Here is a 22,612-nt window from a genome sequence, read left to right on the forward strand (position 1 = left end):
AGGTTCTTGCCCGGGGGAGGCCGTCTCCACTAGCGCGCAGCCCCGCCCCCGTCGAGGGCCGGCGCAGGAACCCCGCACCCTGCCGGGCCGTTCCGAACCCACGGCCGCCGCCGCTCGTCGCGGCCGCGATGCACCCGGAGGGAGGGCAACCATGGCCGAGGACTTCAAGTCGCTGCTGGGCGAGTTGCTGCAGGACACCTACAGCGCCGAGACGCAATTGCTCGAGGCTCTGCCCGAGATGGCCGGCGCCGCCTCCACGCCGTCGCTCCGCAAGGCCTTCGAGGAGCATCTGGCGGTGACGCAGCGCCAGGTAGAGCGGCTGGAGAAGGTCGCCGAGATGATCGGCTGCGATCCCGACGGCGAGGATTGCGAGGCGATGGAAGGGCTGATCGCCGAGGCCGAGGAGATCATGGACGAGCACGATGAAGGCCCGGTGCGCGACGCCGCGCTGATCGCCGCCGCGCAGAAGGTCGAGCACTACGAGATCGCCGCCTACGGCACCCTCACCGCGATGGCCAAGGCCTGCGGCATGAAGGAGGCGGCGGCACTGCTGGCTGAGACGCTGAAGGAGGAGAAGGACACCGACGAGGCGCTGACCGAGCTCGCCGAGAAGGAGGTGAACCCGGCGGCGCTGCGCGGCCAGGCGGCGAACGACCCCACCGCGCGAGGCAAGGGCAGCGCGGCCTGACGACGCGCGCTCAGGCGCCCGCGGCGGCGGCCACCGGGCAGCCACCGCCCCGGCGCCGGCGCCGGACCTGCGCGGCATAGCGGCCGGCCTGGTGCGCGGGGTCGCGGTTCGGCATCACGATGTCGGCGTGGTAGGCGGCCCAGTCCGCCGCCTGCCATGCCTCCAGCTCGCCGACCAGCCCCGCGCCGTTCAGCACCGCATCGCCATAGGCGAGTTGCGGCACCGGCTGCAGTTGCAGGAACGGCTCGTCGGTGCGGAAGCTCACCGCCTGGTCGGTGCGGGTCAGGCGGAGATTGCTGAACAGCGGGCCGAACCACTGGTCGGCCTCCACCACGCCTTCATAGGGCTCGTAGCCCGGGTGCCGCGGCAGGTTGGCGAGGGGGCGGACCAGCAGGCTCCAGCCCGGCGCGGTGCGCGCCGCGAAGCCGGTCCAGACCTGCACCACGCCCGGCTCCTGGATGGCGGTGAGGAAGGGCGGCGCGTATTCGCGCACCGCCTCCGGCGCGGCGGCGTCGAAGCGGGCGCTGAAATGCGGGAATTGCGCGGCGCCGAGCGGCAGCCAGCTCTCCAGCCCGGGGCAGGTCCAGTGCACCTGCGCGCCATCCCAGAACAGGTCGAATTCGCAGGGCGGGTAGAGATACCAGCCGTAGCCGGCGGCGGTGGTGACCGCGTCGCAGTGCCGATAGGCGCGGGTGGGCAGGCTGCCGAGCGCCGAGCGGTCGGCGCGCCGCGGCGCCGGGGCGGCATCCACCATGCGATAGAAGGTGACGATCGGCTGCGGCTCTGCGGTCATCGCCGGATCTCCCGTTCCGGATTGCGGTGAGGAAAGCCGGCGCGGACGGGCGGCCGCCCGCCCGCGCCGTCAGCCCGCGATCGCCCTGGCGTGCACACCGCGGGTGGGCACGCCAGGGCGTGAATCGCCGGCTCGAAGGCGATCAGCCCCGGCGCAGGCCGGCGCCGAGGCGCACCCTGCCGGCGTCGGCTACCGCTTGCGGCAGCGGGCGCGACGTCGCGGCGCCCCTGAGCCCGGCGCCGAGGCGCAGCTTGCCGCCATCGCGGACCGGCCCGGGCATCGCCGCGAGGATCGGCAGCTGGCGGGTCGCGCCGCGCAGGCCGGCGCCGAGGCGCACCTTGCCCGCATCGGCGACATCGCGGGGGGAGAGGGTCGGGGGGGTGATGGTCGGCATGCGGTGTCTCCTGACCGGAGGTGGGGGCTTTCGGCCGGCTGGGGTCGTCCGGCGGTAAGGATCATATTCCTTGTTCCGTTTTTGTTCAAGCTTTCTTTCCCCTTCCGAACTTCGGGTTCACGCGGAATTAACGCTTGCCCGCAACGTTCTCACGCGCGGGTGTGGGCCACTCCGCCTAGGCTTGCCGCAGCCCAGAACAACCAGTGAGCGAGACAGAGCCCCATGGTGAGCGACAACATCACCACCGCCGACGTGCCCGTGGCCGCCTTGCTGCGCGTGCTGGACTCCGCGCGCAGCTTCCTCAGCCAGCGCGACCGCGTGGCCGCCATCGCGAACGGCGACGCCGCCGCGCCACGCCACCTCGCCGATGCGATCGACCGCGATTTCGCGCTCTTCTACATGGAGCGCGCGGCGCATGCCCTGCGCGTGGCGGTGGCGGAGGCGGATGCGGCGCGCGGCGCCCCGGCGGCGGAGCCTCTGCGGCCGTCATGAGCGCAGACGACACGCCCTGCGTGCAATCGTAGCCCTGATTCCACTGCCGGGTGACGACATCGTTGAATCCGTTTACCTCGGACGCATGGGCGGCTCTCTTTCCGGCCAGTTCCCGTCGCCGAACACCCGCGCTGGCGCGCTGCTGCCGCCGGATGCCTCCCCGCGGCTGCGGCTGGTCCTGATCGGGCGCATGGAGGCCTGGAGCCTGGCCTCGGTCTCGGTGCTGCCGCGCTCGCGCAAGACCAGGGCGCTGCTCGCCATCCTCGCGCTTGCCGCCGGCGAGGCGGTGCCGCGGGCCAGGCTGGCGGAGCTGCTCTGGTCCCGCCGCGGCGAGGACCAGCAGCGCGGGTCGCTCCGCCAGGCGGTGCGCGAGCTGACCGAGGCGCTGGCACCCGTCGGCCCGCCGCTGCTGCTGCCGACCCGTGACTCGGTCGCGCTGCGCGCCGGCCTGGTCTGGACCGATGCGGTGGAGGTGCTGCGCGCCAGCGCCGGCCAGCCGGAGACGCTCTCGCTGTTCACCGGGGTGCTGCTCGCCGATCTCGACGGGCTCGACGACGCTTTCGATGCCTGGCTGGCGGAACAGCGCCGCCGCCTGCAGGACGCCGCGGCGGCGCGGGCCGCCGGACTGCTGGCCGGCGCCGCCGATCCCCGCGCCGCCATCGCCGCCGCCCGCCGCCTGATCGAGATCGAGCCGGCGCATGAGGGCGCCTGGCGGGCGCTGATCCGCGCGCAATCCGAGCTCGGCGACCGCGGCGCGGCACTGGCGGCCTATGAGAGGTGCCGTGACCTGCTGACCACGCGCTTCGGCGTCGCGCCGTCGCCGGAAACCGAGAGCCTTGCCCGCGCCCTCCGCGCGGGGGGCGCCGTGCCGAGCGCGGAGGCACCCGGACCCTCCCCGCCCCCGGCCCCGCATGCGGCCACGCGCGGCGCAAGGCTCGGCGTGCTGCCGCTCCGCACCCTCGGCGCCGAGACCGAACCGCATCTCGCCGCCGGACTCTCCGAGGAGATCGCCACCGCGCTGGCCCGCTTCCGCTGGCTGTTCGTCGCCGACAGCGCCTCGCTCGCCACCGCCACGGCGCAGCGCGGCGAGACCTCGGCGGCGCAGGAGCTGGGGCTCGACTTCCTGCTCTCCGGCACGGTGCAGCGCGCCGGCGCCCGCGTGCGCGTCTCCCTGCAGCTCACCGACCTGCGGCCGCCGGCGACCATCGTGTGGAGCCAGCGCTTCGAGAGCGAAAGCGGCGACATGCTGGCCCTGCAGGACCAGACCGCGGCGGAGCTGGTGGCGCGGATCGACCCGGAGATCCTGCTGATCGAGGCCGAGCGCGCCGCCACGCGGCGCAGCATCGGCGCCACCGGCTACGACCTGCTGCTGCGCGCGGTCCCGGCGCTGCACCGGCTGGACCCGGACGGCTTCCTCGAGGCCGGGCGCCTGCTGTCCCGCGCCACGGCGCTCGAGCCTGACTACGCCCCCGCCTTCGCCTGGCACGCCTATTGGCACCTGTTCCTGGTCGGCCAGGGCTGGGCCCGCAATGCGCAATCCTTCGCCGAGGCCGAGCGCCTGGCGCAGCGCGCCGTCGCGCTCGATCCGCAGGATGCGCATGCGCTCACCGTCTACGGCCATGTCCGCGCCTTCCTGCACCACGCGCTGCGCGAGGCGCGCGGGCTGCATGAGCGTGCGCTGGCGCTCAATCCGAACCTGGCGATGGCCTGGGTCTTCTCCGGCATGACCGAGAGCTACATCGGCGAGCACCGCCGCGCGCTGGAGCGGCTGGACCGCTACAAGCAGCTCTCGCCCTTGCATCCGCACGCCTTCTTCTTCGACGCCGCGCGCGGCATTCCGCTGCTGCTGCTGCATCGCCACGAGGAAGCGGCGGAAGTCGGCCGCGCGGCGATCTCGCTGCGGCCGGGCATGAGCTATCCCTACAAGTTCACCCTGAGCGCGCTCGGCCATCTCGGGGCGACGGCGGAAGCCGCGGCGCTGCGGGCGCGGCTGGCAATGATCGAGCCCGACTTCACGCTGGACCGCGCGACGCAGCGCAACCCGATGGCGCGGGCGGATGACCGCACGCATTACGAGATGGGCCTGCAACTGGCCGGGGTGGCGTAGCGGCCTGCGCCCGCTACCCGAACACCGCCTCCACGCCGCCGAGCGGCCCGAGTGTCGCACGCAGCGTGCCCTCGGCCGCGACCGGTGGCGTGAGCCCCGCCACCACCAGCAGCGCCCCCGCGGGCAGCCCGCCCCAGGCGCGCGCCGCGGCGGCGGCCTCGGCGAAGGCGGCGGCGAGGTCGGTCGCCATGCCGCGCGGCCGCGATCCCTTGGCGCCGAGCGACACCTTGACCTCGCCCGGCGCTACGGCCATGCCCTTCCCCGCCACCACCAGGCCGAGCCGCGCGAGGTCGGCGGCCAGCACCGCATCCTCCTCGGGCGGCGTGGTGAAGCGGGTCGCGGCGATGTCGAGCGCGGGATGCAGCCGCGCCAGGACCGGGGGCGCCTGCGCGTCGGGGTCCAGCGCCTCGGCCAGCACGCCGACCACCGCCGCGGTGACCAGCGGATGACGCAGGGCGCCGAGCGCCACGGGGGCGCCGGACGCCAGCAGCCGGCCTTCGATCATCGGCCCCGCCAATGCGGCCGCGCCAGGCCGGCGCAGCAGGCGCAGCCCGCAAGGGACGATGCCGAGCGAATCGAGCGTCGCCGCGGCGATGGCGGCGGCCTCGTCGGCGTCGCGCGGGGCGAGCCCAAGCGGCAGCGGTGCCAGCGGGTTGCCCGTCTCCATCGCCTCGGCGAACCAGCGCGCCGCGGCCTCCGCGTCGAACGGCGCCATCAGTTCAGCGGCGGGAGTTGCACGGCTTCATCCTCCATGAAGCCGCCCTGCGGCACCTCCAGGACATTGCCGCCGCCCTGCCCGCTCACCGGCGTGTCGTAGAGGTAGGAGGGCAGCCCGGTCGCGATCTCCGGGAAGATGTAGAGCAGCACCATCGCCAGGATGACGATGCCGACGAAGGGCAGGCAGCCGACGAAGATCTCGCCGAGGCGCACCTGCGGCGGCGCCACGCCCTTCAGGTAGTAGGCCGCCATCGCCACCGGCGGCGTCATGAAGCTGGTCTGCAGGTTGAGGCCCACCAGCACGCCGAAGAAGATCGGGTCCACGCCGAAGGTGTCCAGCAGCGGCAGGAAGATCGGCACGAAGATCAGCACGATCTCCGACCAGTCGAGCGGCCAGCCGAGGATGAAGATGATCACCTGCGTCACGATCAGGAAGGTGACCGGCGAGAGGCTGAGATCCTCGACGAACCACTTCTCCACCACATGATGCCCGCCGAGATAGCCGAACACCGAGGTGAAGATGTAGGCGCCGACGAACAGCCAGCACACCATCGCCGTGGTGCGCGCGGTGAGGAACACGCTCTCCTTCAGCTTCTCCAGCGTGAAGGCGCGGTAGAGGACGGCGAGCAGGATCGAGCCGGCAGACCCCATCGCCGCCGCCTCGGACGGCGTCGCCAGGCCGAGCAGGATGGCGCCGAGCACCATCATGATCAGCGCGGCGAGCGGCACGAAGGAGGTCATCACCGCCGTGATCACCGTCAGCACCGGGACGTTGCGCTCCTCCGGCGGCAGCTTCGGCGCCATCGAAGGGCGCAGCGTCGCCAGGACCACGACGTAGAGCAGATAAAGCCCCGCCAGCATCGCGCCGGGGAAGAACGCAGCGGCATAGAGCCGGGCCACCGAGGTGCCGGTGGTCGCGCCGTAGAGGATGAACATGATGGAGGGCGGGATCAGGATGCCGAGGCAGCCGCCGGCGCAGACCACGCCGGCCGCCAGGCGGGCATCGTAGCCGGCACGCAGCATGGCCGGGAAGGCAAGCAGCCCCATCAGCGTCACCACCGCGCCGACGATGCCGGTGGCGGTGGCGAACAGCGCACAGGTGATCAGCGTGGCCACGGCGAGCGCGCCCGGCAGCCCGCCCGACGCCATCTGCAAGGCGCGGAACAGGCGATCGAGGATGTTCGCCCGCTCGATCACGTAGCCCATGAAGATGAACAGCGGCACCGAGATCAGGACGTCGTTGGCCATCACCGCATAGGTGCGCTGCACCAGCAGGTCGAAGACGCGCATCTCGAGCGAGAGGTAGCCGAAGCCGATGCCCATCGCCATCAGCGTGAAGGCGACCGGGAAGCCGAGCAGGATCACCAGGATGAAGCTGCCCAGCATCACCATGCCGAGGACGGGATCGCTCATCGATGGGCTTCCTGCGGCGCGGCGCCATGCAGCTCGGCCGCGCGCTGCAGGGCGACCTCCTCCATCTCCTGCACGTCGCTGAGTCGCGGCGGCCATTTCCCGTCGCGCAGCGCGAGGAGGCAGCGCGCGGCCTCGGCGGCGCCCTGGATGAGCATCAGCACGCCGACGGCGGGGATGGCGAACTTGAACGGCCAGACGAAGGGCCCGACCGGGCTGAAGCCGGAGCGCTCGTTCTGGTGGTAGGATTGCAGGAAGAAGTCCCAGCCGAACCAGACCAGCGCGAGCATCGCCGGGAAGTAGAACAGCAGGTAGAGCGCGAAATCCGCGCCGCCCTGCACCCGCACCGGCATGACCCGGTAGAGGAAGTCGGCGCGCACATGCCCGTTGCGCGAGAGCGTGTAGGCGCCCGCGCACATGAACAGCGTGCCGTAGAGCATGTAGGAGACGTCGAAGGCCCAGGTGGTCGGCGCGCGGAACCAGTAGCGCAGCACCACCTCGTAGCAGATCACGATCGTCAGCAGCAGGATGCACCAGCCGAAGAGCTTGCCGACCGCCGCACTCAGCCGGTCGGCCGCCAACAGCCAGGATTGCAGGCCCATCGGGTCACGCCTCCCCACCCGGATACGCGACGGCGCCTGCCCCGGTCCCCCGGGGCAGGCGCCGCCAAGCCGGCGCGCCTCAGCCGCGCGCGAAGAAGTGGTTGAAGGCCAGCGCCGAACTGGCCTGGTAGCGCAGGTAGAAGGCGCTGACCCGGCGGCACCATGCGCGCTGGCTGTCGGTCACCTTCTTGAAGAAGGGATCGGTCTCCAGGTTGCGCAGCACGCCGTCCCAGGCGCGCAGCTGCGCTTCCAGGATGGGGCGCGGGGTGACCGCGACGTTGACGCCCTGCGTCGAGGCCATCGCCTGCAGGTCGTTCGGATAGCGCAGCTGCTGCTTCCACGACATGTCGGCCGAGGCGGCCTCGGCGGAGTGCCGCAGGATCGCCTTCAGCTCGGCCGGCAGCGCATCGTATTTCGGCTTGTTGAACAGGACCTCGAAGGTCTCGGTGTTCTGGTGGTAGGACTGCAGCATGAAGTTCTTCGCCACGTCCGGGAAGCCGAGCACGCGGTCGGAGGACGGGTTGTTGAACTCGGCGCCGTCGATCACGCCGCGCTCCAGCGCCGGCACGATCTCGCCGCCCGGCAGCGCGGTGACCGCCGCGCCCATGGAGTTGAACAGGTCGGTCGCCAGGCCCACCGTGCGGTAGCGCAGGCCGCGCAGCTGCTCGGCGCTGGTGATCGGGTTCTTGAACCAGCCGAGCGGCTGGGTGGGCATCGGGCCGGTCTGGAAGCCGACCACGTTCACCCGCAGGATGTCGCTGATCAGCTCGTTGTACAGCGCCTCGCCGCCACCGTAGTAGAACCAGGCGAGATAGGAATTGGCGTCGTAGAACCAGGCCGGCGGGGTGCCGAACAGGCTGAACGCCTTGTTCTTGCCGAACCAGTAGGCCGAGACGCCGTGGCCGCCATCGAGCGTGCCGGCGCTGACCGCGTCGATCAGCTGGAATGCACCCACCACCGCGCCGGCCGGCAGAAGTTCCATGCGCAGACGCCCGCCCGCCATCGCGTTGACGCGGGTGGCATAGTCGCTGGCGAACTCATGGAAGATGTCGCGCGCCGGCCAGGTGGACTGAAAGCGCCAGGTAACGGTCTGCGCACGGCTGACATTCGGGGTGGCCAGCACTGCCGTGCCCGCGGCGCCAACTGCGGCAGCCTTCAAAAGGCCGCGCCGACCGGCGGGCGTCTTCGACTCGCTCATACGTTTCCTCCCAGACGGGGCGCCCGCGGCGTCGCGCGGGATGCCAGGTTGGTCCGGGGAGTCAATTACGGGGGCTTTCAGCCTTGCGCAATGGTCGGTGGTTCTTCCGGTCTGCCGGGGACTACTTCGTGACGAAGGCCTTCTCGACCACGTAACTTCCGGGGTTGCTATTTGATCCCTCAACAAACCCCCGTTGTTCGAGCAATGACCTGACATCGCTGTTCATGGACTCGGAGCCGCAGAGCATTGCCCGGTCCCGCTCCGGCGAGAGCGGCGGCAGGCCGAAGCGATCCGTCAGCCGCCCGGATTGGATCAGGGTGGTGATCCGGTCGGTGGTGGCGAAGGGCTCCCGCGTCACGCTGGGCCAGTAGGTCAGCTTGCCGGCCACCACCTCTCCGAGCAGCTCATGGCCGGGCAGGCCCTCGATCGTCTCGCGATAGGCAAGTTCGGCCACCTCCCGGACGGTGTGCACCAGGACCACCCGCTCGAACCGGTCATAGGTCTCAGGGTCGCGGATCAGGCTCATGAAGGGGGCGAGGCCGGTGCCGGTGGCGAACAGCCACAGCACGCCGCCCGGTATCAGGTTGTCCGGCACCAGCGTGCCGGTGGCCTTCCTGCCGATCAGCACCCCGTCGCCCGGCCTGATGTGCTGCAGGCGCGAGGTCAGCGGTCCGTGCTGCACCTTGATGGAGAGGAATTCCAGCTGCTCCTCCCAGGGCGGGCTGACCATGGAATAGGCGCGGACCAGCGGCTTGCCGTCCACCACAAGGCCGATCATGGCGAACTGGCCGGCGCCAAACCGGAAATGCGCGTCGCGCGTGCAGGTGAAGGAGAACAGCCGGTCGGTCCAGTGATGCACCGTCAGGACCCGCTCCAGGAAGAAGCCAGGGGGCGCCGTCACGGTCGCGGCGATCTCGGAAGCGGAGGTGCTCATGGGCATCCTAAATGCGTCAGCGGGGCCGATGCTGCAACGCGGAAGCTGGCGCCGCCTTGCGATGGCGCAACCCGCGCGACTGCGCCATGCTTCCGGCGCGCAACCCGGAAGTCGAGCCATGGACAAACCGCCCGTCGGGCCGGAGGTGGACACCACCCCGCGCCCCCTCCCCGCCCGCGTGCCGCATCGCGGCGCCGCGGTGGACCTCGAACCGCTGGCCGTGCGCCATGCGGAGGACCTCTGGCAGGCCGCGCAGGCGGACGCCGCCGGCCATTCCTGGGCCTACATGGGCTATGGCCCCTTCGCCGATGCCGCCGCGATGCGCCGCCACGTGGCCGGCTTCGCCGCGCAGCACGACCCCATGGCCTGGGCGGTCCGCCCGCACCGCTCCGGGCGGATCGAGGGCTGGCTGACCCTGATGGAGATCCAGCCCGCCAACGCTGCGATCGAGATCGGCCATATATGGTTCTCTCCACGGTTGCAGCGGACCCGCGCGGCCACCGAGGCGATGTTCCTGCTGATGCGCCATGCGATGGACGACCTCGGCTACCGGCGCCTGGTGTGGAAATGCAACGCGCTGAACGCACCTTCCCGCACCGCCGCCGCCCGTCTGGGCTTCGTGTTCGAGGGCGTGCTCCGTGCACATCTGGTGGTGAAGGGCCGCCGCCGCGATACCGCGTTCTTCTCGATCCTGGACAGCGAATGGCCCGCAAGGCGGGACGCCATCGCCGCATGGCTCGACGACGGCAACTGGGACCACCAGGGCGCGCCACGCAGCTCGCTCTCGGCGGCGACCGCCGGGCTGGCGGCGGAGGGCTGAGCGGCCGTTCGAGCATACCGGGTTCGAGCATACTGGGCGGAAGCGTGACCGTTGTCTTTCGCGGCCACCTGCCGCAGGGTTTCCATGCTTGCGTGATCCAACGGGACGATCGGGGACATCGCGAATATGGCTGGCGTGATCGAGGACCGGGTCGGCGCCTTCGTGCCGGGGCCCAGAGCGGAAGTGCCCGGCGCCCTGGAGGGCCCGCTCGCCGGGCTCGACTTCGCGGTGAAGGACCTGTTCGACGTCGCCGGCGTGCCGACCACCTACGGCAACCCCGATTGGGCGCGGACCCACCCGCCGGCCGCCGGCACCGCGCCGGTGATCCTGGCGCTGCTCCAGGCCGGGGCGACCCTGCGCGGCAAGACCAGGACGGTCGAGCTGGCCTATGGCCTGACCGGCGAGAATGTCTGGCACGGCACGCCGACCAACCCGGCCGCGCCGGACCGCTTCCCCGGCGGCTCCTCCTGCGGCTCGGCGGCGGCGGTGGCGGCGGGGCTGGTGGATTTCGCGCTCGGCTCCGACACCGGCGGCTCGGTGCGGATCCCCGCCTCCTACTGCGGCATCTTCGGCATCCGCCCCTCCTGGGGCGCGGTCAGCCTGACCGGCGCCTGCCCGCTCGGCCCCTCCTTCGATGTCGCGGGGTGGTTCGCGCGCAGCGCCACGGTGCTGCGGCAGGTCGGCGGCGTGGTGCTGCCGCCGGGCGGCGAGGACCGGCTCGGCCCGCTGCTGCGCGTGCAGGAAGCCTGGATGAACGCGGTGCCCGCCACTGCGGCGGCGCTGGCCGGCACGCTCGGCGCCGTGGAGCGGCTGCTCGGCCCGGCGCTGCCGGTCAACCTGGTGCCCGAGACGCTCGACCAGCTCTACGAGAATTTCCGCCTGGCGCAGGCGCAGGAGGCCTGGACGAGCCTCGGCTCCTGGATCGAGGCCACGCGTCCGGCCTTCGGCCCCGGCGTCGGCGAGCGCTTCGCGGCGGCCAAGGCGGTGGAGCCGGCCCGCGCCGCCGAGGCCCGGCGCATCGGCGCGGCGTTCCGCAGCCGGGTGCGCGCGCTGCTCGCCGGCGGGGCGGTGCTGGCCTACCCGACCTCGCCGGTCGCGGCCCCCCGCCTCGACACGCCCCCGGAGGGACAGCAGGCGGTGCGGGAGCGCACCATGGGCGTGACGGCGATCGCCGGCCTCGGCGGCCTCTGCGAGGTGAGTCTGCCGGCGGCCAAGGCCGAGGGCGCGCCGGTCGGCCTGTCGCTGGTGGCGGCGCCGGGGCGCGACCGGGCGCTGCTGGCGCTGGCCGAGGAGGTGGCTGCGGAGTTGCGGCTCGGCGCGTGAAGGCCGGCGCGGCTAGACCCGAGTTGCCCGGACCGTGTCCTGGCAGCTCGGGTCCAGCCCTTTCGAGCCGGCGATTCGCGCCCTGGCGTGCCCGCCTGCGGCCTGCACACCCAGGGCGATCGCGGGCCAGGCGCATCAATCGGCAACTTGCGGCGCCGCGGGCGGCGCATTAAGCGGCGCACCATGCTGATCCGCGACGCCACCGCCGCCGACATCCCTGCGCTGACCGCGATCTACGCGCATCACGTGCTGCACGGCACCGGCACCTTCGAGGAGGTGCCGCCGACCGAGGCGGAGATGACCGAGCGCCTGGCGCGCGTGCAGGAGCGCGGCTGGGCCTGGCTGGTGGCCGAGGCGCCGGACGGCACGCTGCTCGGCTATGCCTACTACACGCAGTTCCTCGAGCGCTCCGGCTATCGGCATTGCGCGGAGAACGCGATCTATGTGCGCGACGACGTGCGCGGGCAGGGCGTCGGCAAGGCGCTGGTGCAGGCGCTGCTCGACCGTGCGACGGCGGCCGGCTTCCGGCAGATGCTGGCGGTGATCGGCGATGCGGAGAATGTCGGCTCGATCGGCCTGCACGTCTCGCTCGGCTTCCGCCAGGCGGGGGTGCTGAAGGCGGTCGGGCTGAAGTTCGGGGCCTGGGTGGATGTGATGCTGATGCAGCACAGCCTCGGCGAGGGCGACCGCAGCCTGCCGGATTGAGGCGGGCGAGGCCGCGAATGCGGCCCGCGCGGAGCCGGGCGAGCGGCTTGCGGCTCCGCCGCGAGGGGCGCACGGCGATTGGGGCCTCAGAAGAGGGCGCGCAGCGCGATCACCAGCAGCGCGAGGCCCCACAGCCCGATCGAGAGCAGGCTGACGCGTTCGGCATGCCAGACCAGGCGGCGGCGCATCATCCGCCGCAGATGCTGCTGCACCTCCTGCTTCGGGCGTTGGCGCACCAGTTCCGGCACCAGGTCGTTGAGGGTGAGCCAGACCTCGCTGTGACGCATGTCGCGGCGCGGCGCGTGCCAGGCGGCGAGCAGCATCGCCACCACGGTCAGCGCCACCAGGCTCGCCCCCGCGCGGAGCGCCAGCGGCAGGTCGAAGGAGAGCGCGAGCATCACCATCCCGACAGCCAGCCCGGCGAAGCCGAGCCCGCGACGGATGCAGCGGTCTGTCACGATCTCCAGCGGATCCATTGGCCGGCTCCAGGTTTCGGGACCGCTCCAGCATGGCGGCGGCGCCACGCGGCATACAATGGAAAAGTCCGCACCGGCGCCCCCGGTTGCCTGGAGCAGATCGCCGCGGCGCGGATTCGCCCGGAGGCGTCAATCGGAGCCGCAGACGACCAGCGGGAGCGCAGCCCGGTTCAGATCAGGCGCACGCTGGCCCTGGCCCCATCAGGAAACTGTCAGCCGGCGGCCGCAAGCTGCTCCTGCAAGTCGCGCAGCGTGGTCTGCGCCAGGCGCTGCTCCATCGCCCGCTCCGCCTCATCGAGCGTCGCGCGCAGCAGCCCCGGCACGGCACGGCCAAGCGCATCGCCGCCGCGCTGCGGGCCGCGATGGGTGGGCAGCAGGGGCAGGCCCGACCGGCGCATGGCGGCCCAGACATCGGCCAGCGTTATGGCCTCCGGCGGCCGTGCCAGCTCGGCGCCGCCGGGACCGCGGCGGATCCGCAGCAGGCCGGCGCGGGCGAGCTGCCCGGCAAGCCGGCGGATCACGACCGGGTTCGTCCCGACGCTCTCTGCGATCCGGCCGCTGGTTGCCTGGCCCCCGGGCTCGTTGGCCAGCAGCAGCAGGATGTGGATGGCGACGGCGAAGCGGGTGGCGACCATGACGAAGGTTCACGCGCGCTGCGGGCAGCGGTTCCGCGCCCGGTCGCATGCCGAGGCGGCCGGGCTTGACGATCCCGCGAACGGAGCGCGAACATGAGGCCTATGTCCGCCGCCTTCTCGCCACCGCCCGCTGCCCGCACGCTGGGCGTCTGCCGCGCCGCGGCGCGCTTCTGCGCGCTGCGCGGCTGGGCGCCGGTGACCGAGATGCCGCTGCCGAACGGCCGCCGCGCCGACATACTCGCGCTGCAGCCCGATGGCGGGTTCGTGGTCATCGAGGTCAAGTCCTGCGCCCGGGATTTCCTGACCGATTCCAAATGGCCCGAGTATCGCGACTTCTGCGACCGCCTCTACTTCGCGGTGGATCTGGATTTCCCGCAGGAGATCATTCCCGGCGAGGTCGGGTTGCTGGTGACCGATGGCCCCGATGCGCATCTGTTGCGGGAGGCGCCGTCGCATGCCCTGGCGGCCGCCCGCCGCAAGGCGCTGCTGCATCGTTACGCCGTGACCGCCGCTGGGCGCCTCGCGGCGCTGCAAGACCCGGTCGGGCTCGCTGAACTCCGCGCGGCGCTGCGGGTCGAGTAGCCGCGCGGCACGCGCGCACCGTGCGGGGCCGCTCGCCACGACCCCCGTGGACCGGAAGAACCTGCCGAAGATGCCTGCAGCGTTACAGCCCGCCATGCCACGCCTCTCGCAATGTCGCCAAGTGCATACGACCTCGCGAACGAATGCGCTATAGCACATCAGCAGAATTAGCGGTGCTTATCTCAATGATATCAATATAATGGAACAAGAAGATAATGGGATAGGAAGTAACCAACCCCGTTTCATCGCATTATTGTTTCGATGACGGACGGGATACCACCATGGCGAGGACGGGTGCCGCGCCGGGTGATGCCCGCCGCGGTACGCCCACGGCTCACGCAATCCCCTTGGGTCAGCCCTTGATCCGGGCGACTGTCGCGCTGGTGCTCTGGCCCGGCAGCAACTCCGCGAGCTTCACCGTGCCGCCCCATTCCGGCAGCAGGTCGCCGCCGACCACCTGGCCGAGCGCATAGTCGGCGCCCTTCACCAGCACATCGGGCCGCAGCAGGCGGATCAGATCGACCGGCGTGTCCTCCTCGAACACGGTCACCAGGTCCACCGAGGCGAGGCTGGCCAGCACCGCCGCGCGCGCCGCCTCGCCCTGGATCGGCCGCGACTCGCCCTTCAGCCGCTTCACCGAGGCATCCGAGTTCAGCCCCACCACCAGCCGGTCGCACCAGCCGCGCGCCTGTTCCAGCAGGTGCACATGGCCGGGATGCAGCAGGTCGAAGCAGCCATTGGTGAAGCCGATGCGCCAGCCGCGGCGCCGCCAGCGCTCCACCTGCTCCGCCGCCTGGGCGCGGCCGACCACCTTGCGCAACGCGCCGCGCTCGGGCGTCAGCGCCTCCAGCAGGTCGCTCTCGCGCGCCACCGCGGTGCCGATCTTGCCGACCACGATGCCGGCCGCGATGTTGGCCAGCCGCGCCGCCACCGGCACGGCGAGCCCGGCTGCCAGCCCGGCGGCGGCCACCGCCACCACCGTGTCGCCGGCGCCCGAGACGTCGTGCACCTCCGGCGCCTCGGCCGGGAAGTGGCGGACGGCATCGGCCTCCACCAGTGTCATCCCGTCCTCGCTGCGGGTCACCAGGATGGCGCCGAAGCCATGTGCCGCGAGCAGCGCCTGCGCCGCCTCGACCAGCGCCGCGTCGTCGTCCAGCTTGCGGCCGGTGGCCAGCGCCAGCTCGGCGCGATTCGGCGTGATCAGGTCGGCGCCGGCATAGCGGCCGTAGTCGGCGCCCTTCGGGTCCACCACCACCCGCCGCCCGGCGGCATGGGCGGCGGCGATCAGGCGCTGGCAGGTGTCGCCGCTCAGCACGCCCTTCTGGTAGTCCGACAGCACCATCACCGTGGTCGCCGCCACCGCATCCGCCGCGATGCGCACCATCCGCTCCGCCAGGCGCTCGTGGATCGGGGCCGGCTGCTCGTGGTCGGCGCGCAGCAATTGCTGGCCGGCGGCGATGAAGCGTGTCTTGGTCGTGGTGGCGCGGCCGCCCTGCACCAGCAGCCACGGCTCGACATTCGGCTGGCCGCCGATCAGCCCGGTGAGGTCGCTGCCCGCCTGGTCGTCGCCGACCACCGAGACGAAGGCCACCGCCGCGCCCAGTGCCGTGAGGTTGCGCACCACGTTGCCCGCGCCCCCCGGCATCGCCACCTCGCGCTCCACCGCGATGACGGCGACGGGCGCTTCCGGGCTGACGCGCTGCACGCGCCCATAGACGTAGCGGTCGAGCATCGCGTCGCCCACCACCAGCACGGAGGCGCGGCGAAGCTGGCGGACCGCATCGGCGAGCTCCGCGACGGGGATCTCGGGCATCGGGCGGTCGGCGGGCGCGGGGCCTTGCATGTTAACGCCCTAGCCCAGCCGGCCATTGCGGCGCAAGGCAAGGCGGCTTTCATGGCCTTTCATGCGAACAGGAAGCCCACGCGCTCACCCTCCAGCACCGCGCAGGTCAAGGGGCCGCCGAACACCGCGCCGGTATCGATGCCGATCCGATGCGGCAGCACCTCCGGCCCGTCGGCGGGGGTGTGGCCGTGCACCACCACTGCCGGCAGGCGCCCCCGCCACGAGAGGAAGGGCTCGCGGATCCAGGCAAGGTCCATCGGGTCCTGCCGGTCCAGCGGCAGGTCCGGCCGCACCCCGGCATGGGCGAAGAAGTAGCCGCCCAGCGCCAGGCTCGGCCGCAGCCGGCGCAGCAGGGCCATGTCGGCCTCCGGCACCGCATCCCAGCTGCCGAGATCGTGCTCGTCAGCGCCATAGCTCTCGAGCGTCGCGCCGCCGCCATTGTCGAGCCAGAAGCCAACCACATCCGCGTCGGCGCGCGGGTCCAGCGCGGCGAGCATCATCTGCTCGTGGTTGCCGATCAGGTTGACGACCGCCGCCCCCGGCAGAGGCGAGGGGCCGCGCAACATCGCCAGGACCCCGGCGCTGTCCGGCCCGCGGTCCACATAGTCGCCGAGATGCACCAGCAGCAGCCGCGCGGCGGGGCTGGCCGCGGCATGGGCGGCGATCTCGGCGTGCAGCGCGGCCAGCCGCCGGGCGCAGCCATGGCTGTCGCCGACGGCATAGACACGCACCCCGTCCGGCAACCAGCCGGGGGATAAGGATTCGGCAAGCATCGCGGAGGCAACGTAGCGTGCCCGCGGCAAGACGTCGCCACCCGCCGGGCCCGGCGGGAGACACATGCCCGGCACACAGCTTTCCGCCCCCCAGGGGACCAGCCAGCGGGCCGGCATCCGCCCGATGCCGCCACCGGCGCCCGCCGCGGCCGAGGGCGCGGTCGAAGGCGCGCTCCATCGCGCGCTGCGCCAGGCGATCCGGCAGAAGGCCGGCGGCGTGGTGCTGCGGATCGAGGAGCCGGCGCCGCATCGTCGCCGGGTTGCCCGCGCGCTGTTGCAGGAGGGCGCACTGGTCGCCGGTGGGCAGGTGGTGGACGGGCCGGGCGGCGACCTGCTGCTGGTCGGCGCCGCCGCCGCCCGCGCCGAGCGGCTTCGCGCCCTGCTGGAACGCCTGGTCGGACCGGCCGCCAGCCAGCTCTTCTCGCTGGAACGCGACCGCGCCGCGCTGCTCGCCTATGCCGCCGGCGGCGGCCTCGCCGCGCCGGAGAAGCTGGCGGACGGACCCGGGCTTGCCGGGCTGGACGGCTTCCTCGACAGCCTGCCGCTCGCCCGCGCAGTGCGGCGGACCACCGGGGTCCTGGTCACCGATGGATCGCTGCGTCCCGCCTTCCTGCGGCTGGAGGCGGGGCGGGCGGAGATCGCCACCCTGCTCGGCGCGCTCGGCAGCGATGCCGACCTGCTGGACCACGCGGTGCACCGCATCTCGCTGCGGCTGCTGGCGGCGCTGGCCGACCCGGCGGAGGCACGCAAGCTGCTCGGCCCCGCGCGGCCGCCGCGGCTGCACCTGCCGCTCCCCGAACTCCTGGCCGAAGGCGGAGCCGGCCCGCCGGCGCCGCCCGGACGGCTGGTCGCCACCCTGCCCCTGGCCGCCCTGGCCGATCCACCGGCGCTCGCGGCCCGCGAGGCGGCGCTGCAGGCCGCCGGGATCGCGCTGGAACTCGACGGGCTGGACGCCGCTTCGCTCGCGCTGCTCTCGCCCGCGTCCCTGCCCGCGAGCCTGCTTCGCCTGCACTGGTCGCCGGCCCTGGCCGAGCCGGCCGCACTGGCCGCGCTGCGCGAGCTGGACCCTGCACGGCTGGTGCTGGCCGGCGCCGGGACGGAGGCGGCGATCGGCTTCGCCACCGCGCTCGGCATCTCCCTCATCGAGGCGCCGGCATCGTGAACCTGTTCGCCCGGCTCGCCGGCCGCCGCGCCGGCACAAGCGATGCGGTGGAGCTGTCCGCCCTGGTGCGCGAGAGCGTCGCCGCCGATGCGGCGCGCGAGGTGCTGCATCTCAGGCTCGGCGAGCTGGCGCCCGCGATGCGCCGTCCGCACCACCGCCGGCTGCTGCGCGATGCGCTGGAAGCCTCGCTCGCCGCCGCCCGCACCCGCATCTTCGACCTGCCGAACGGCGACCTGGTGGCGGTCTCCCGCGTGCCGGCACCGGACCTGCAGGAGGCGCATGCCGCGCTGCTGCGCAGCCTCGACGCCGCCTCGGGCAGCGCGGTGCGCCGGCTCCGCCTGCCGGAGGAGGCGGCGCGGCTGCTCAGCGCCACCGCGGAGAGCCTCGGGCTGGAACCCGTGGCCTCCGCCGCGACGGCCGCGCTGCCGGCCTGCCAGGCGCTCGGCAGCGCCGACCTGGCGGCGGCGGAGCGCGCCCTCGCCTCCGCGGACCTGGAGCCGGTGACGCTGGCGCAGCAGGTCTGCCGGCTCGATCCGGAGAGCGGCGCCGTCGAGACCGCCTGGGAGGATCGGCGGATCGCCTGGCCGGCGCTGGCCGCCGCCGTGCTGCCGGGCCGCGACCTGGCCGCCACGCCGGGGCTGTTGCGCCGCCTCGCGCGGCTGGCGGAGGCGCGGATGCTGGCGGAGCTGGCGCGGCCGGCGGCGCAGCTCGGCTGGCGACCGATCGGGCTGCCGCTGGCGCCCGCCACGGTGGAAAGCCCCGCCTTCGCCCGCTTCGCCGAGGCCCTCCCGACCGGTCGCCGCGCCGAGGTGGTGGTGGCGCTGCGGCCGGCGGAGCTGCTGGCCGACCCTGCCGCCGCCCTGCGGATGGCGCCGGCGCTGCGCGCGCGCGGCATCCGGCTGGCGCTGGACGATGCCGCCGCCGGCCTGCTGCCGCTGCTGCCGCCCGAGCGGCTTGGACTGGACCTCCTGCGCCTGCGCTGGGACACCGGCCTGCCCGCCGCGGCGCCGCCCGCCCTCCTCCGGCTGCTGGAGGCCGATCCCGACAGCGTGGTGCTGACCGGGGTGGACCGCCCCGCCGCCATCGCCTGGGGGTGGGAGGCCGGCATCCGGCTGTTCCAGGGGCCGCTGGTGGAGAAGCGGCGGCGCGGGCTTTGACCTGCGCGCCGCTCAGGCGGCGGCCGGCAACCGCCCGGCCCCGCCCCGGGCGCCGGCATCCGCCTTCCGCGCCAGCTCCGCCACCAGTTCGGGCGCGACCGGGCGGCTGAGCAGGAAGCCCTGCGCCACGTCGCAGCCGAGTTCGGCCAGCACGCGCAACTGGCCCTGCGTCTCCACCCCTTCGGCGACCACCATGGCCGAGAGGCCGTGCGCCAGCCGCAGCACCGCATCCACGATGTGCCGGCTCGGCCCAGGCTCCTCGATGCGGTCCACGAACTGGCGGTCCACCTTGATCACGTCGAAGCGCAGGTGCTGCAGGTAGCCGAGCGAGGAATAGCCGGTGCCGAAGTCGTCGAGCGAGACGCGCACCCCGCGGCGGCGCATCGCGGCGACCTCCTCGGCGGCCGCATCGGCATTGCGCAGGAAGATGCCCTCGGTCAGCTCCACCTCGAGCAGGCGCGGATCCGCGCCGGTCGCGGTCAGCGCATGCTCGACCATCGCCACCCCCTGCCCGGCGCGGAACTCGCCGGCGGAGAGGTTGACCGCGACCGGCACATGCAGCCCCTCCGCACGCCAGGCCATGGCCTGCCGGCAGGCGGTCTCCAGCACGAAGCGGGTCAGCGGGCGGATCAGGCCGGTCTCCTCGGCGATCGGGATGAACAGGCTGGGCGGGATCCAGCCGCGCTCGGGGTGGCGCCAGCGCAGCAGCGCCTCCGCCCCGGCCATCGCGCCATCGGCGACACGGAACTTCGGCTGGTAGACGACGGTGAACTGATGCTCCGCCATCGCCCGGTGCAGGTCCTCCTCCAGCCGGCGGCGCTCCACCAGGCGGGTTTCCTGTTCCGCCGAGAACACCACGCTGCGCCCGCGCCCGCCGGCCTTGGCGCGGTAGAGCGCGATGTCGGCGCGTTGCAGCAGCTCATCCGCCGTGCGGCCATGCAGCGGGGCCACCGCGGTGCCGACGGAGGCGCCGGAGCGCAGCGTGAAGCCCTGGATGCGGAACGGGGTGGACATCACCTCGACCAGTCGCTCGGCGGTGCGCTCGGCCTCCTCGAGGTCGGCGATGTCGGGCTGGATCACCGCGAACTCGTCGCCGCCGAGCCGCGCCAGCAGATCGCCCTCGCGCAGCACGGCGGCCATGCGCGCGGCGGCCGCGACCAGCAGCTGGTCGCCCACCGGATGGCCCAGGCTGTCGTTCACCCCCTTGAAGTCGTCGAGGTCGAGGCAGTGCACCGCCGCGATGCGCGCCGGCTTGCCCGGCGCCAGCGTGGCGCGCAGCCGCTCGGCGAACAGCAGGCGGTTGGGCAGGGCGGTCAGCGCATCATGCTCGGCCAGGTAGCGGATCCGCGCATCGGCCTCGCGCTGCTCGCTGACATCGAGGCCGACCGAGACCACCCGCACCACCTCGCCGCGCTTGGCCAGAACCGGCGCGGCGGTGGTGATCAGGGTGCGCCGGGCGCCGTCGGCCGCGGTCACCTCGCGCTGCTCGGCCCGGAGCGGGTGGCGCTCGGCGAGCACGGCGGCGGCGGCGTCCGCGAGCCAGCCGAGATCGCCCACTTCGTCGGCGTGCCGGCCGAGCAGCTCCGCATCCGCGGCCGGAAGATCGTAGAGCCGCCGCGCGGCGCCGTTGGCCAGCACCAGCCGCCCCTCCGGGTCGAGCGCGGCCACCGCCACGGGCAAGGCCTCCACCAGCACGCGCAGCGTCCGCTCGGTCTCGACCGCCTGCCGCATGCCGCGGCGCAGCAGGGCGATCATCATTCCGGCCGAGAGCAGGATGCCGAGGAAGCAGGCGAGCAGCACGGCGCTGAGCCGCGAGGCGCTGGCCCGCACGGTGGTCAGCGCCGCGGCGCGCTCATGGTGCAATTCCAGGTTAAGCGTGGTGAGCTGCTCCTCCGCCGCATCGAGCACGGCGCGGATCCGCGCGCCGATGGCGACATCGCCCGGTCGGTAGACCAGCAGGTCCGGCTCGGTGCCCTCCAGCATCTCGAGCAGGCCCTCGACGGTGTCGAGCTGGCGGTGCACCGCCTCCGTCGCCTCGGCATTCTCCGGGCTGAGCAGGGCGACGCGGCTGAGCAGGATCTCGTAACGCTCGATCAACTGCTCGTGCGCCGCCACATCCTCCACCTCGGGCAGCAGCAGCATGGCGCTGCGAAGGCGGTGCAACTCGACCAGCGCCTGGCTGGCATACCAGACCGAGATGCGATGGCTCTGCGTCTCCAACCGGTACTGCCCCGCCGCGTGGTGCAGCGCGACGCCCACCGAGCCGACCAGCAACACGGCAGCGGCCGCGAGCAACGACAGCCGCGCACGGACACGGAACTGCCCGCGATGCATCAGCCCGGTTCAGCCCACCTCGAGACGGCGCAGCTGCCAGATCGCGCGTTCGCGGATGGTGGCGACATCCAGCTCCGGCCGCTGCGACCAGGGAAAGATCATCCAGACCGGCCCGCGGTCGCGGATGCGCAGCGGCTCGTCGTCCTGCCGCGTGGCGAGGAAGGCGCCGTCGCGCAGCAGCTCTGCCAGCGGCGCACGGATCGCGTAGTCGTTCAGCGCCACGCCGCGCAGCTGCGGCCCCTCGGCGCCGACCGCCTCCATCACGCGCGCCAGCGGAACGCCGGCGAAACGCTGCGGCTGCGGCCCGGTCCAGGCAGTGCGGGTGCGCAGCTCGCGCCGCCCGAGCGCCTCAAGCGCGGCGAGATCGAAGCGCGCGCCGCCCGCACGGTAGGGCTCGGCGAGCCGGCCGGTCACGCGCAGCACCTCGCGGCCGCCAGGGGCCTGGGCGAGAGCAGGCGCGGCGAGGGCGATCAGGGGCAGCAGGGCGAGGTGGCGTCGCAGCATGGTCCGGATCCCGATCACGCGGCCGGCGGGCGGCCTGTCGGTTGGGTTTTTCGCGGCCTGCCGCTGAAGGAAGCGTTACCCGATGCCCCTGCGCGGTTGCCGCGGGGGGCCGGGGCCGCATATGCGGTGCCGATGGACGAACTCTCCGCGCCGCGCGCCCCCGACCTCCCCGCGCTGCGCGTGGAGGCGCTGACCAAGCGCTACCGCCCCGATGCCGCGCCGGCGGTGGAGTCGCTCGACTTCACCATGCCGCGCGGCGCCACCTGGGGCCTGCTGGGCGGCAACGGGGCGGGCAAAACGACCACGATCGGCATGCTCCTCGGCCTGCTGGTGCCGACGTCCGGGCGCATCACCGCGCTCGGCCACGACATGGCGACCGACCGTTTCGCGGCGCTGGCGCGGATGAATTTCTCCTCGCCCTATGTCGCGCTGCCGCAGCGGCTGAGCGTGGCGGAGAACCTGCGCGTCTACGCGCATCTCTACGGCGTGCCGCGCGCCGGGCGGCGGATCGCGGACCTCGCCGGGCAGCTGCACCTGACGGAACTGCTGGACCGCCCGGCGGGCGAGCTCTCGGCCGGGCAGAAGACCCGCGTGGCGCTGGCCAAGGCGCTGATCAACACGCCGGAGCTGCTGCTGCTCGACGAACCCACCGCCAGCCTCGACCCCGACACCGGCGACTGGGTGCGCAGCTGGCTGGAGCGCTACCGCGCCGAGACGGGCTGCGCGATCCTGCTCGCCTCGCACAACATGGCGGAGGTGGAGCGCCTCTGCGATCATGTGCTGATGCTCAAGGCCGGGCGCGCGGTGGACCGCGGCAGCCCGGCGGAGCTGCTGGCGCGCTACGGCCGCGACGACCTGGAGGAGGTGTTCCTCGACATCGCGCGCGACCGTCGGAAAGTGGAGACGGCTGCGTAATGCGCCAGTCAAGCGGCTTTTCGGGTTGGATCGAAGTTCTGGCGCGAG

23 protein-coding genes are annotated in these 22,612 nt (G+C 73.0%); 10 read left to right on the plus strand and 13 right to left on the minus strand.

What is annotated here, in order from left to right:
* Positions 1-151 precede the first annotated feature (151 nt).
* Positions 152-688: a ferritin-like domain-containing protein gene (locus ACESM1_RS18950; RefSeq protein WP_372622741.1), complete on the plus strand. Its 537-nt coding sequence runs from the start codon at positions 152-154 to the stop codon at positions 686-688.
* Positions 689-698: 10 nt separating this feature from the next.
* Here ACESM1_RS18950 and ACESM1_RS18955 read toward each other — a convergent pair whose 3' ends face one another.
* Both ACESM1_RS18955 and ACESM1_RS18960 read right to left on the minus strand, forming a co-directional pair.
* A complete protein-coding gene (locus tag ACESM1_RS18955; RefSeq protein WP_372622742.1) occupies positions 699-1,481 on the minus strand; it encodes a DUF6065 family protein in 783 nt (260 codons plus the stop codon).
* A gap of 142 nt (positions 1,482-1,623) precedes the next feature.
* Entirely contained in the window at positions 1,624-1,875 is a 252-nt protein-coding gene (locus tag ACESM1_RS18960) for a hypothetical protein (protein ID WP_372622744.1), read from the minus strand.
* Between the two features lie 225 nt (positions 1,876-2,100).
* Here ACESM1_RS18960 and ACESM1_RS18965 point away from each other — a divergent pair, with 225 nt between their 5' ends.
* Positions 2,101-2,367 carry a hypothetical protein gene (locus tag ACESM1_RS18965; RefSeq protein WP_372622746.1) on the plus strand — a complete coding sequence of 89 codons (267 nt, stop codon included), beginning with the start codon at positions 2,101-2,103 and terminating at the stop codon, positions 2,365-2,367.
* Positions 2,368-2,452: 85 nt separating this feature from the next.
* Complete coding sequence (locus ACESM1_RS18970; protein ID WP_372622747.1) at positions 2,453-4,474, plus strand: BTAD domain-containing putative transcriptional regulator; 2,022 nt, start codon at positions 2,453-2,455, stop codon at positions 4,472-4,474.
* Between the two features lie 13 nt (positions 4,475-4,487).
* Here the strand turns inward: ACESM1_RS18970 and ACESM1_RS18975 are convergent, their stop codons facing one another.
* From ACESM1_RS18975 to ACESM1_RS18995, 5 genes are all read right to left on the minus strand, one after another.
* Positions 4,488-5,189 (minus strand): hypothetical protein, encoded by a 702-nt coding sequence (locus ACESM1_RS18975; RefSeq protein WP_372622749.1) that lies wholly within the window; start codon positions 5,187-5,189, stop codon positions 4,488-4,490.
* Positions 5,189-6,604, minus strand: coding sequence for a TRAP transporter large permease subunit (locus tag ACESM1_RS18980; protein ID WP_372622751.1), 1,416 nt, complete (start codon positions 6,602-6,604; stop codon positions 5,189-5,191). Before ACESM1_RS18980 ends, ACESM1_RS18975 begins: the two co-directional genes overlap by 1 nt.
* Positions 6,601-7,203, minus strand: coding sequence for a TRAP transporter small permease subunit (locus tag ACESM1_RS18985; RefSeq protein ID WP_372622752.1), 603 nt, complete (start codon positions 7,201-7,203; stop codon positions 6,601-6,603). Before ACESM1_RS18985 ends, ACESM1_RS18980 begins: the two co-directional genes overlap by 4 nt.
* Before the next feature lie 79 nt (positions 7,204-7,282).
* A complete protein-coding gene (locus ACESM1_RS18990; RefSeq protein WP_372622754.1) occupies positions 7,283-8,401 on the minus strand; it encodes a TRAP transporter substrate-binding protein in 1,119 nt (372 codons plus the stop codon).
* 121 nt (positions 8,402-8,522) lie between these two features.
* Complete coding sequence (locus tag ACESM1_RS18995) at positions 8,523-9,335, minus strand: ferredoxin--NADP reductase (protein WP_372622756.1); 813 nt, start codon at positions 9,333-9,335, stop codon at positions 8,523-8,525.
* Positions 9,336-9,453: 118 nt separating this feature from the next.
* Here ACESM1_RS18995 and ACESM1_RS19000 point away from each other — a divergent pair, with 118 nt between their 5' ends.
* From ACESM1_RS19000 to ACESM1_RS19010, 3 genes are all read left to right on the plus strand, one after another.
* Positions 9,454-10,155 (plus strand): GNAT family N-acetyltransferase, encoded by a 702-nt coding sequence (locus tag ACESM1_RS19000; protein ID WP_372622758.1) that lies wholly within the window; start codon positions 9,454-9,456, stop codon positions 10,153-10,155.
* Positions 10,156-10,281: 126 nt separating this feature from the next.
* Positions 10,282-11,478 (plus strand): amidase, encoded by a 1,197-nt coding sequence (locus ACESM1_RS19005; RefSeq protein ID WP_372622760.1) that lies wholly within the window; start codon positions 10,282-10,284, stop codon positions 11,476-11,478.
* Positions 11,479-11,661: 183 nt separating this feature from the next.
* The gene (locus ACESM1_RS19010; RefSeq protein ID WP_372622762.1) at positions 11,662-12,183 is read left to right on the plus strand and encodes a GNAT family N-acetyltransferase; all 522 of its coding nucleotides are present in this window, start codon (positions 11,662-11,664) and stop codon (positions 12,181-12,183) included.
* 86 nt (positions 12,184-12,269) lie between these two features.
* Here ACESM1_RS19010 and ACESM1_RS19015 read toward each other — a convergent pair whose 3' ends face one another.
* A complete protein-coding gene (locus ACESM1_RS19015; RefSeq protein WP_372622764.1) occupies positions 12,270-12,659 on the minus strand; it encodes a hypothetical protein in 390 nt (129 codons plus the stop codon).
* 212 nt (positions 12,660-12,871) lie between these two features.
* Positions 12,872-13,294 (minus strand): Rrf2 family transcriptional regulator, encoded by a 423-nt coding sequence (locus ACESM1_RS19020; protein ID WP_372622766.1) that lies wholly within the window; start codon positions 13,292-13,294, stop codon positions 12,872-12,874.
* 93 nt (positions 13,295-13,387) lie between these two features.
* On the opposite strand from ACESM1_RS19020, the gene ACESM1_RS19025 reads away from it, so the two are divergent.
* Positions 13,388-13,876 (plus strand): MmcB family DNA repair protein, encoded by a 489-nt coding sequence (locus ACESM1_RS19025; RefSeq protein WP_372622768.1) that lies wholly within the window; start codon positions 13,388-13,390, stop codon positions 13,874-13,876.
* Positions 13,877-14,228: 352 nt separating this feature from the next.
* On the opposite strand, the gene rfaE1 is transcribed toward ACESM1_RS19025, so the two are convergent.
* Together rfaE1 and ACESM1_RS19035 are read right to left on the minus strand one after the other, a co-directional pair.
* Positions 14,229-15,689 (minus strand): D-glycero-beta-D-manno-heptose-7-phosphate kinase, encoded by a 1,461-nt coding sequence (gene rfaE1 / locus ACESM1_RS19030; RefSeq protein WP_372622769.1) that lies wholly within the window; start codon positions 15,687-15,689, stop codon positions 14,229-14,231.
* An 89-nt stretch (positions 15,690-15,778) separates the two neighbouring features.
* Positions 15,779-16,450 carry a metallophosphoesterase gene (locus tag ACESM1_RS19035; RefSeq protein ID WP_372622771.1) on the minus strand — a complete coding sequence of 224 codons (672 nt, stop codon included), beginning with the start codon at positions 16,448-16,450 and terminating at the stop codon, positions 15,779-15,781.
* A 106-nt stretch (positions 16,451-16,556) separates the two neighbouring features.
* Between ACESM1_RS19035 and ACESM1_RS19040 the strand changes: the two genes are divergently transcribed.
* A complete protein-coding gene (locus ACESM1_RS19040; protein WP_372622773.1) occupies positions 16,557-17,654 on the plus strand; it encodes a hypothetical protein in 1,098 nt (365 codons plus the stop codon).
* Positions 17,651-18,811 carry an EAL domain-containing protein gene (locus tag ACESM1_RS19045; RefSeq protein WP_372622775.1) on the plus strand — a complete coding sequence of 387 codons (1,161 nt, stop codon included), beginning with the start codon at positions 17,651-17,653 and terminating at the stop codon, positions 18,809-18,811. The genes ACESM1_RS19040 and ACESM1_RS19045 overlap by 4 nt, the downstream gene beginning before the upstream one ends.
* A gap of 12 nt (positions 18,812-18,823) precedes the next feature.
* On the opposite strand, the gene ACESM1_RS19050 is transcribed toward ACESM1_RS19045, so the two are convergent.
* Both ACESM1_RS19050 and ACESM1_RS19055 read right to left on the minus strand, forming a co-directional pair.
* Positions 18,824-21,145 (minus strand): putative bifunctional diguanylate cyclase/phosphodiesterase, encoded by a 2,322-nt coding sequence (locus tag ACESM1_RS19050; RefSeq protein ID WP_372622777.1) that lies wholly within the window; start codon positions 21,143-21,145, stop codon positions 18,824-18,826.
* A gap of 9 nt (positions 21,146-21,154) precedes the next feature.
* Positions 21,155-21,649, minus strand: a complete 495-nt coding sequence (locus ACESM1_RS19055; RefSeq protein WP_372622779.1) for a molybdopterin-dependent oxidoreductase — start codon at positions 21,647-21,649, stop codon at positions 21,155-21,157.
* 132 nt (positions 21,650-21,781) lie between these two features.
* Here ACESM1_RS19055 and ACESM1_RS19060 point away from each other — a divergent pair, with 132 nt between their 5' ends.
* Positions 21,782-22,564, plus strand: a complete 783-nt coding sequence (locus ACESM1_RS19060) for an ABC transporter ATP-binding protein (protein ID WP_372622781.1) — start codon at positions 21,782-21,784, stop codon at positions 22,562-22,564.
* Positions 22,565-22,612: the final 48 nt, after the last annotated feature.

Origin of the sequence: Falsiroseomonas sp. (assembly GCF_041690465.1) — a bacterium.
In the GTDB taxonomy this organism is placed as follows: Bacteria; Pseudomonadota; Alphaproteobacteria; order Acetobacterales; family Acetobacteraceae; genus Falsiroseomonas.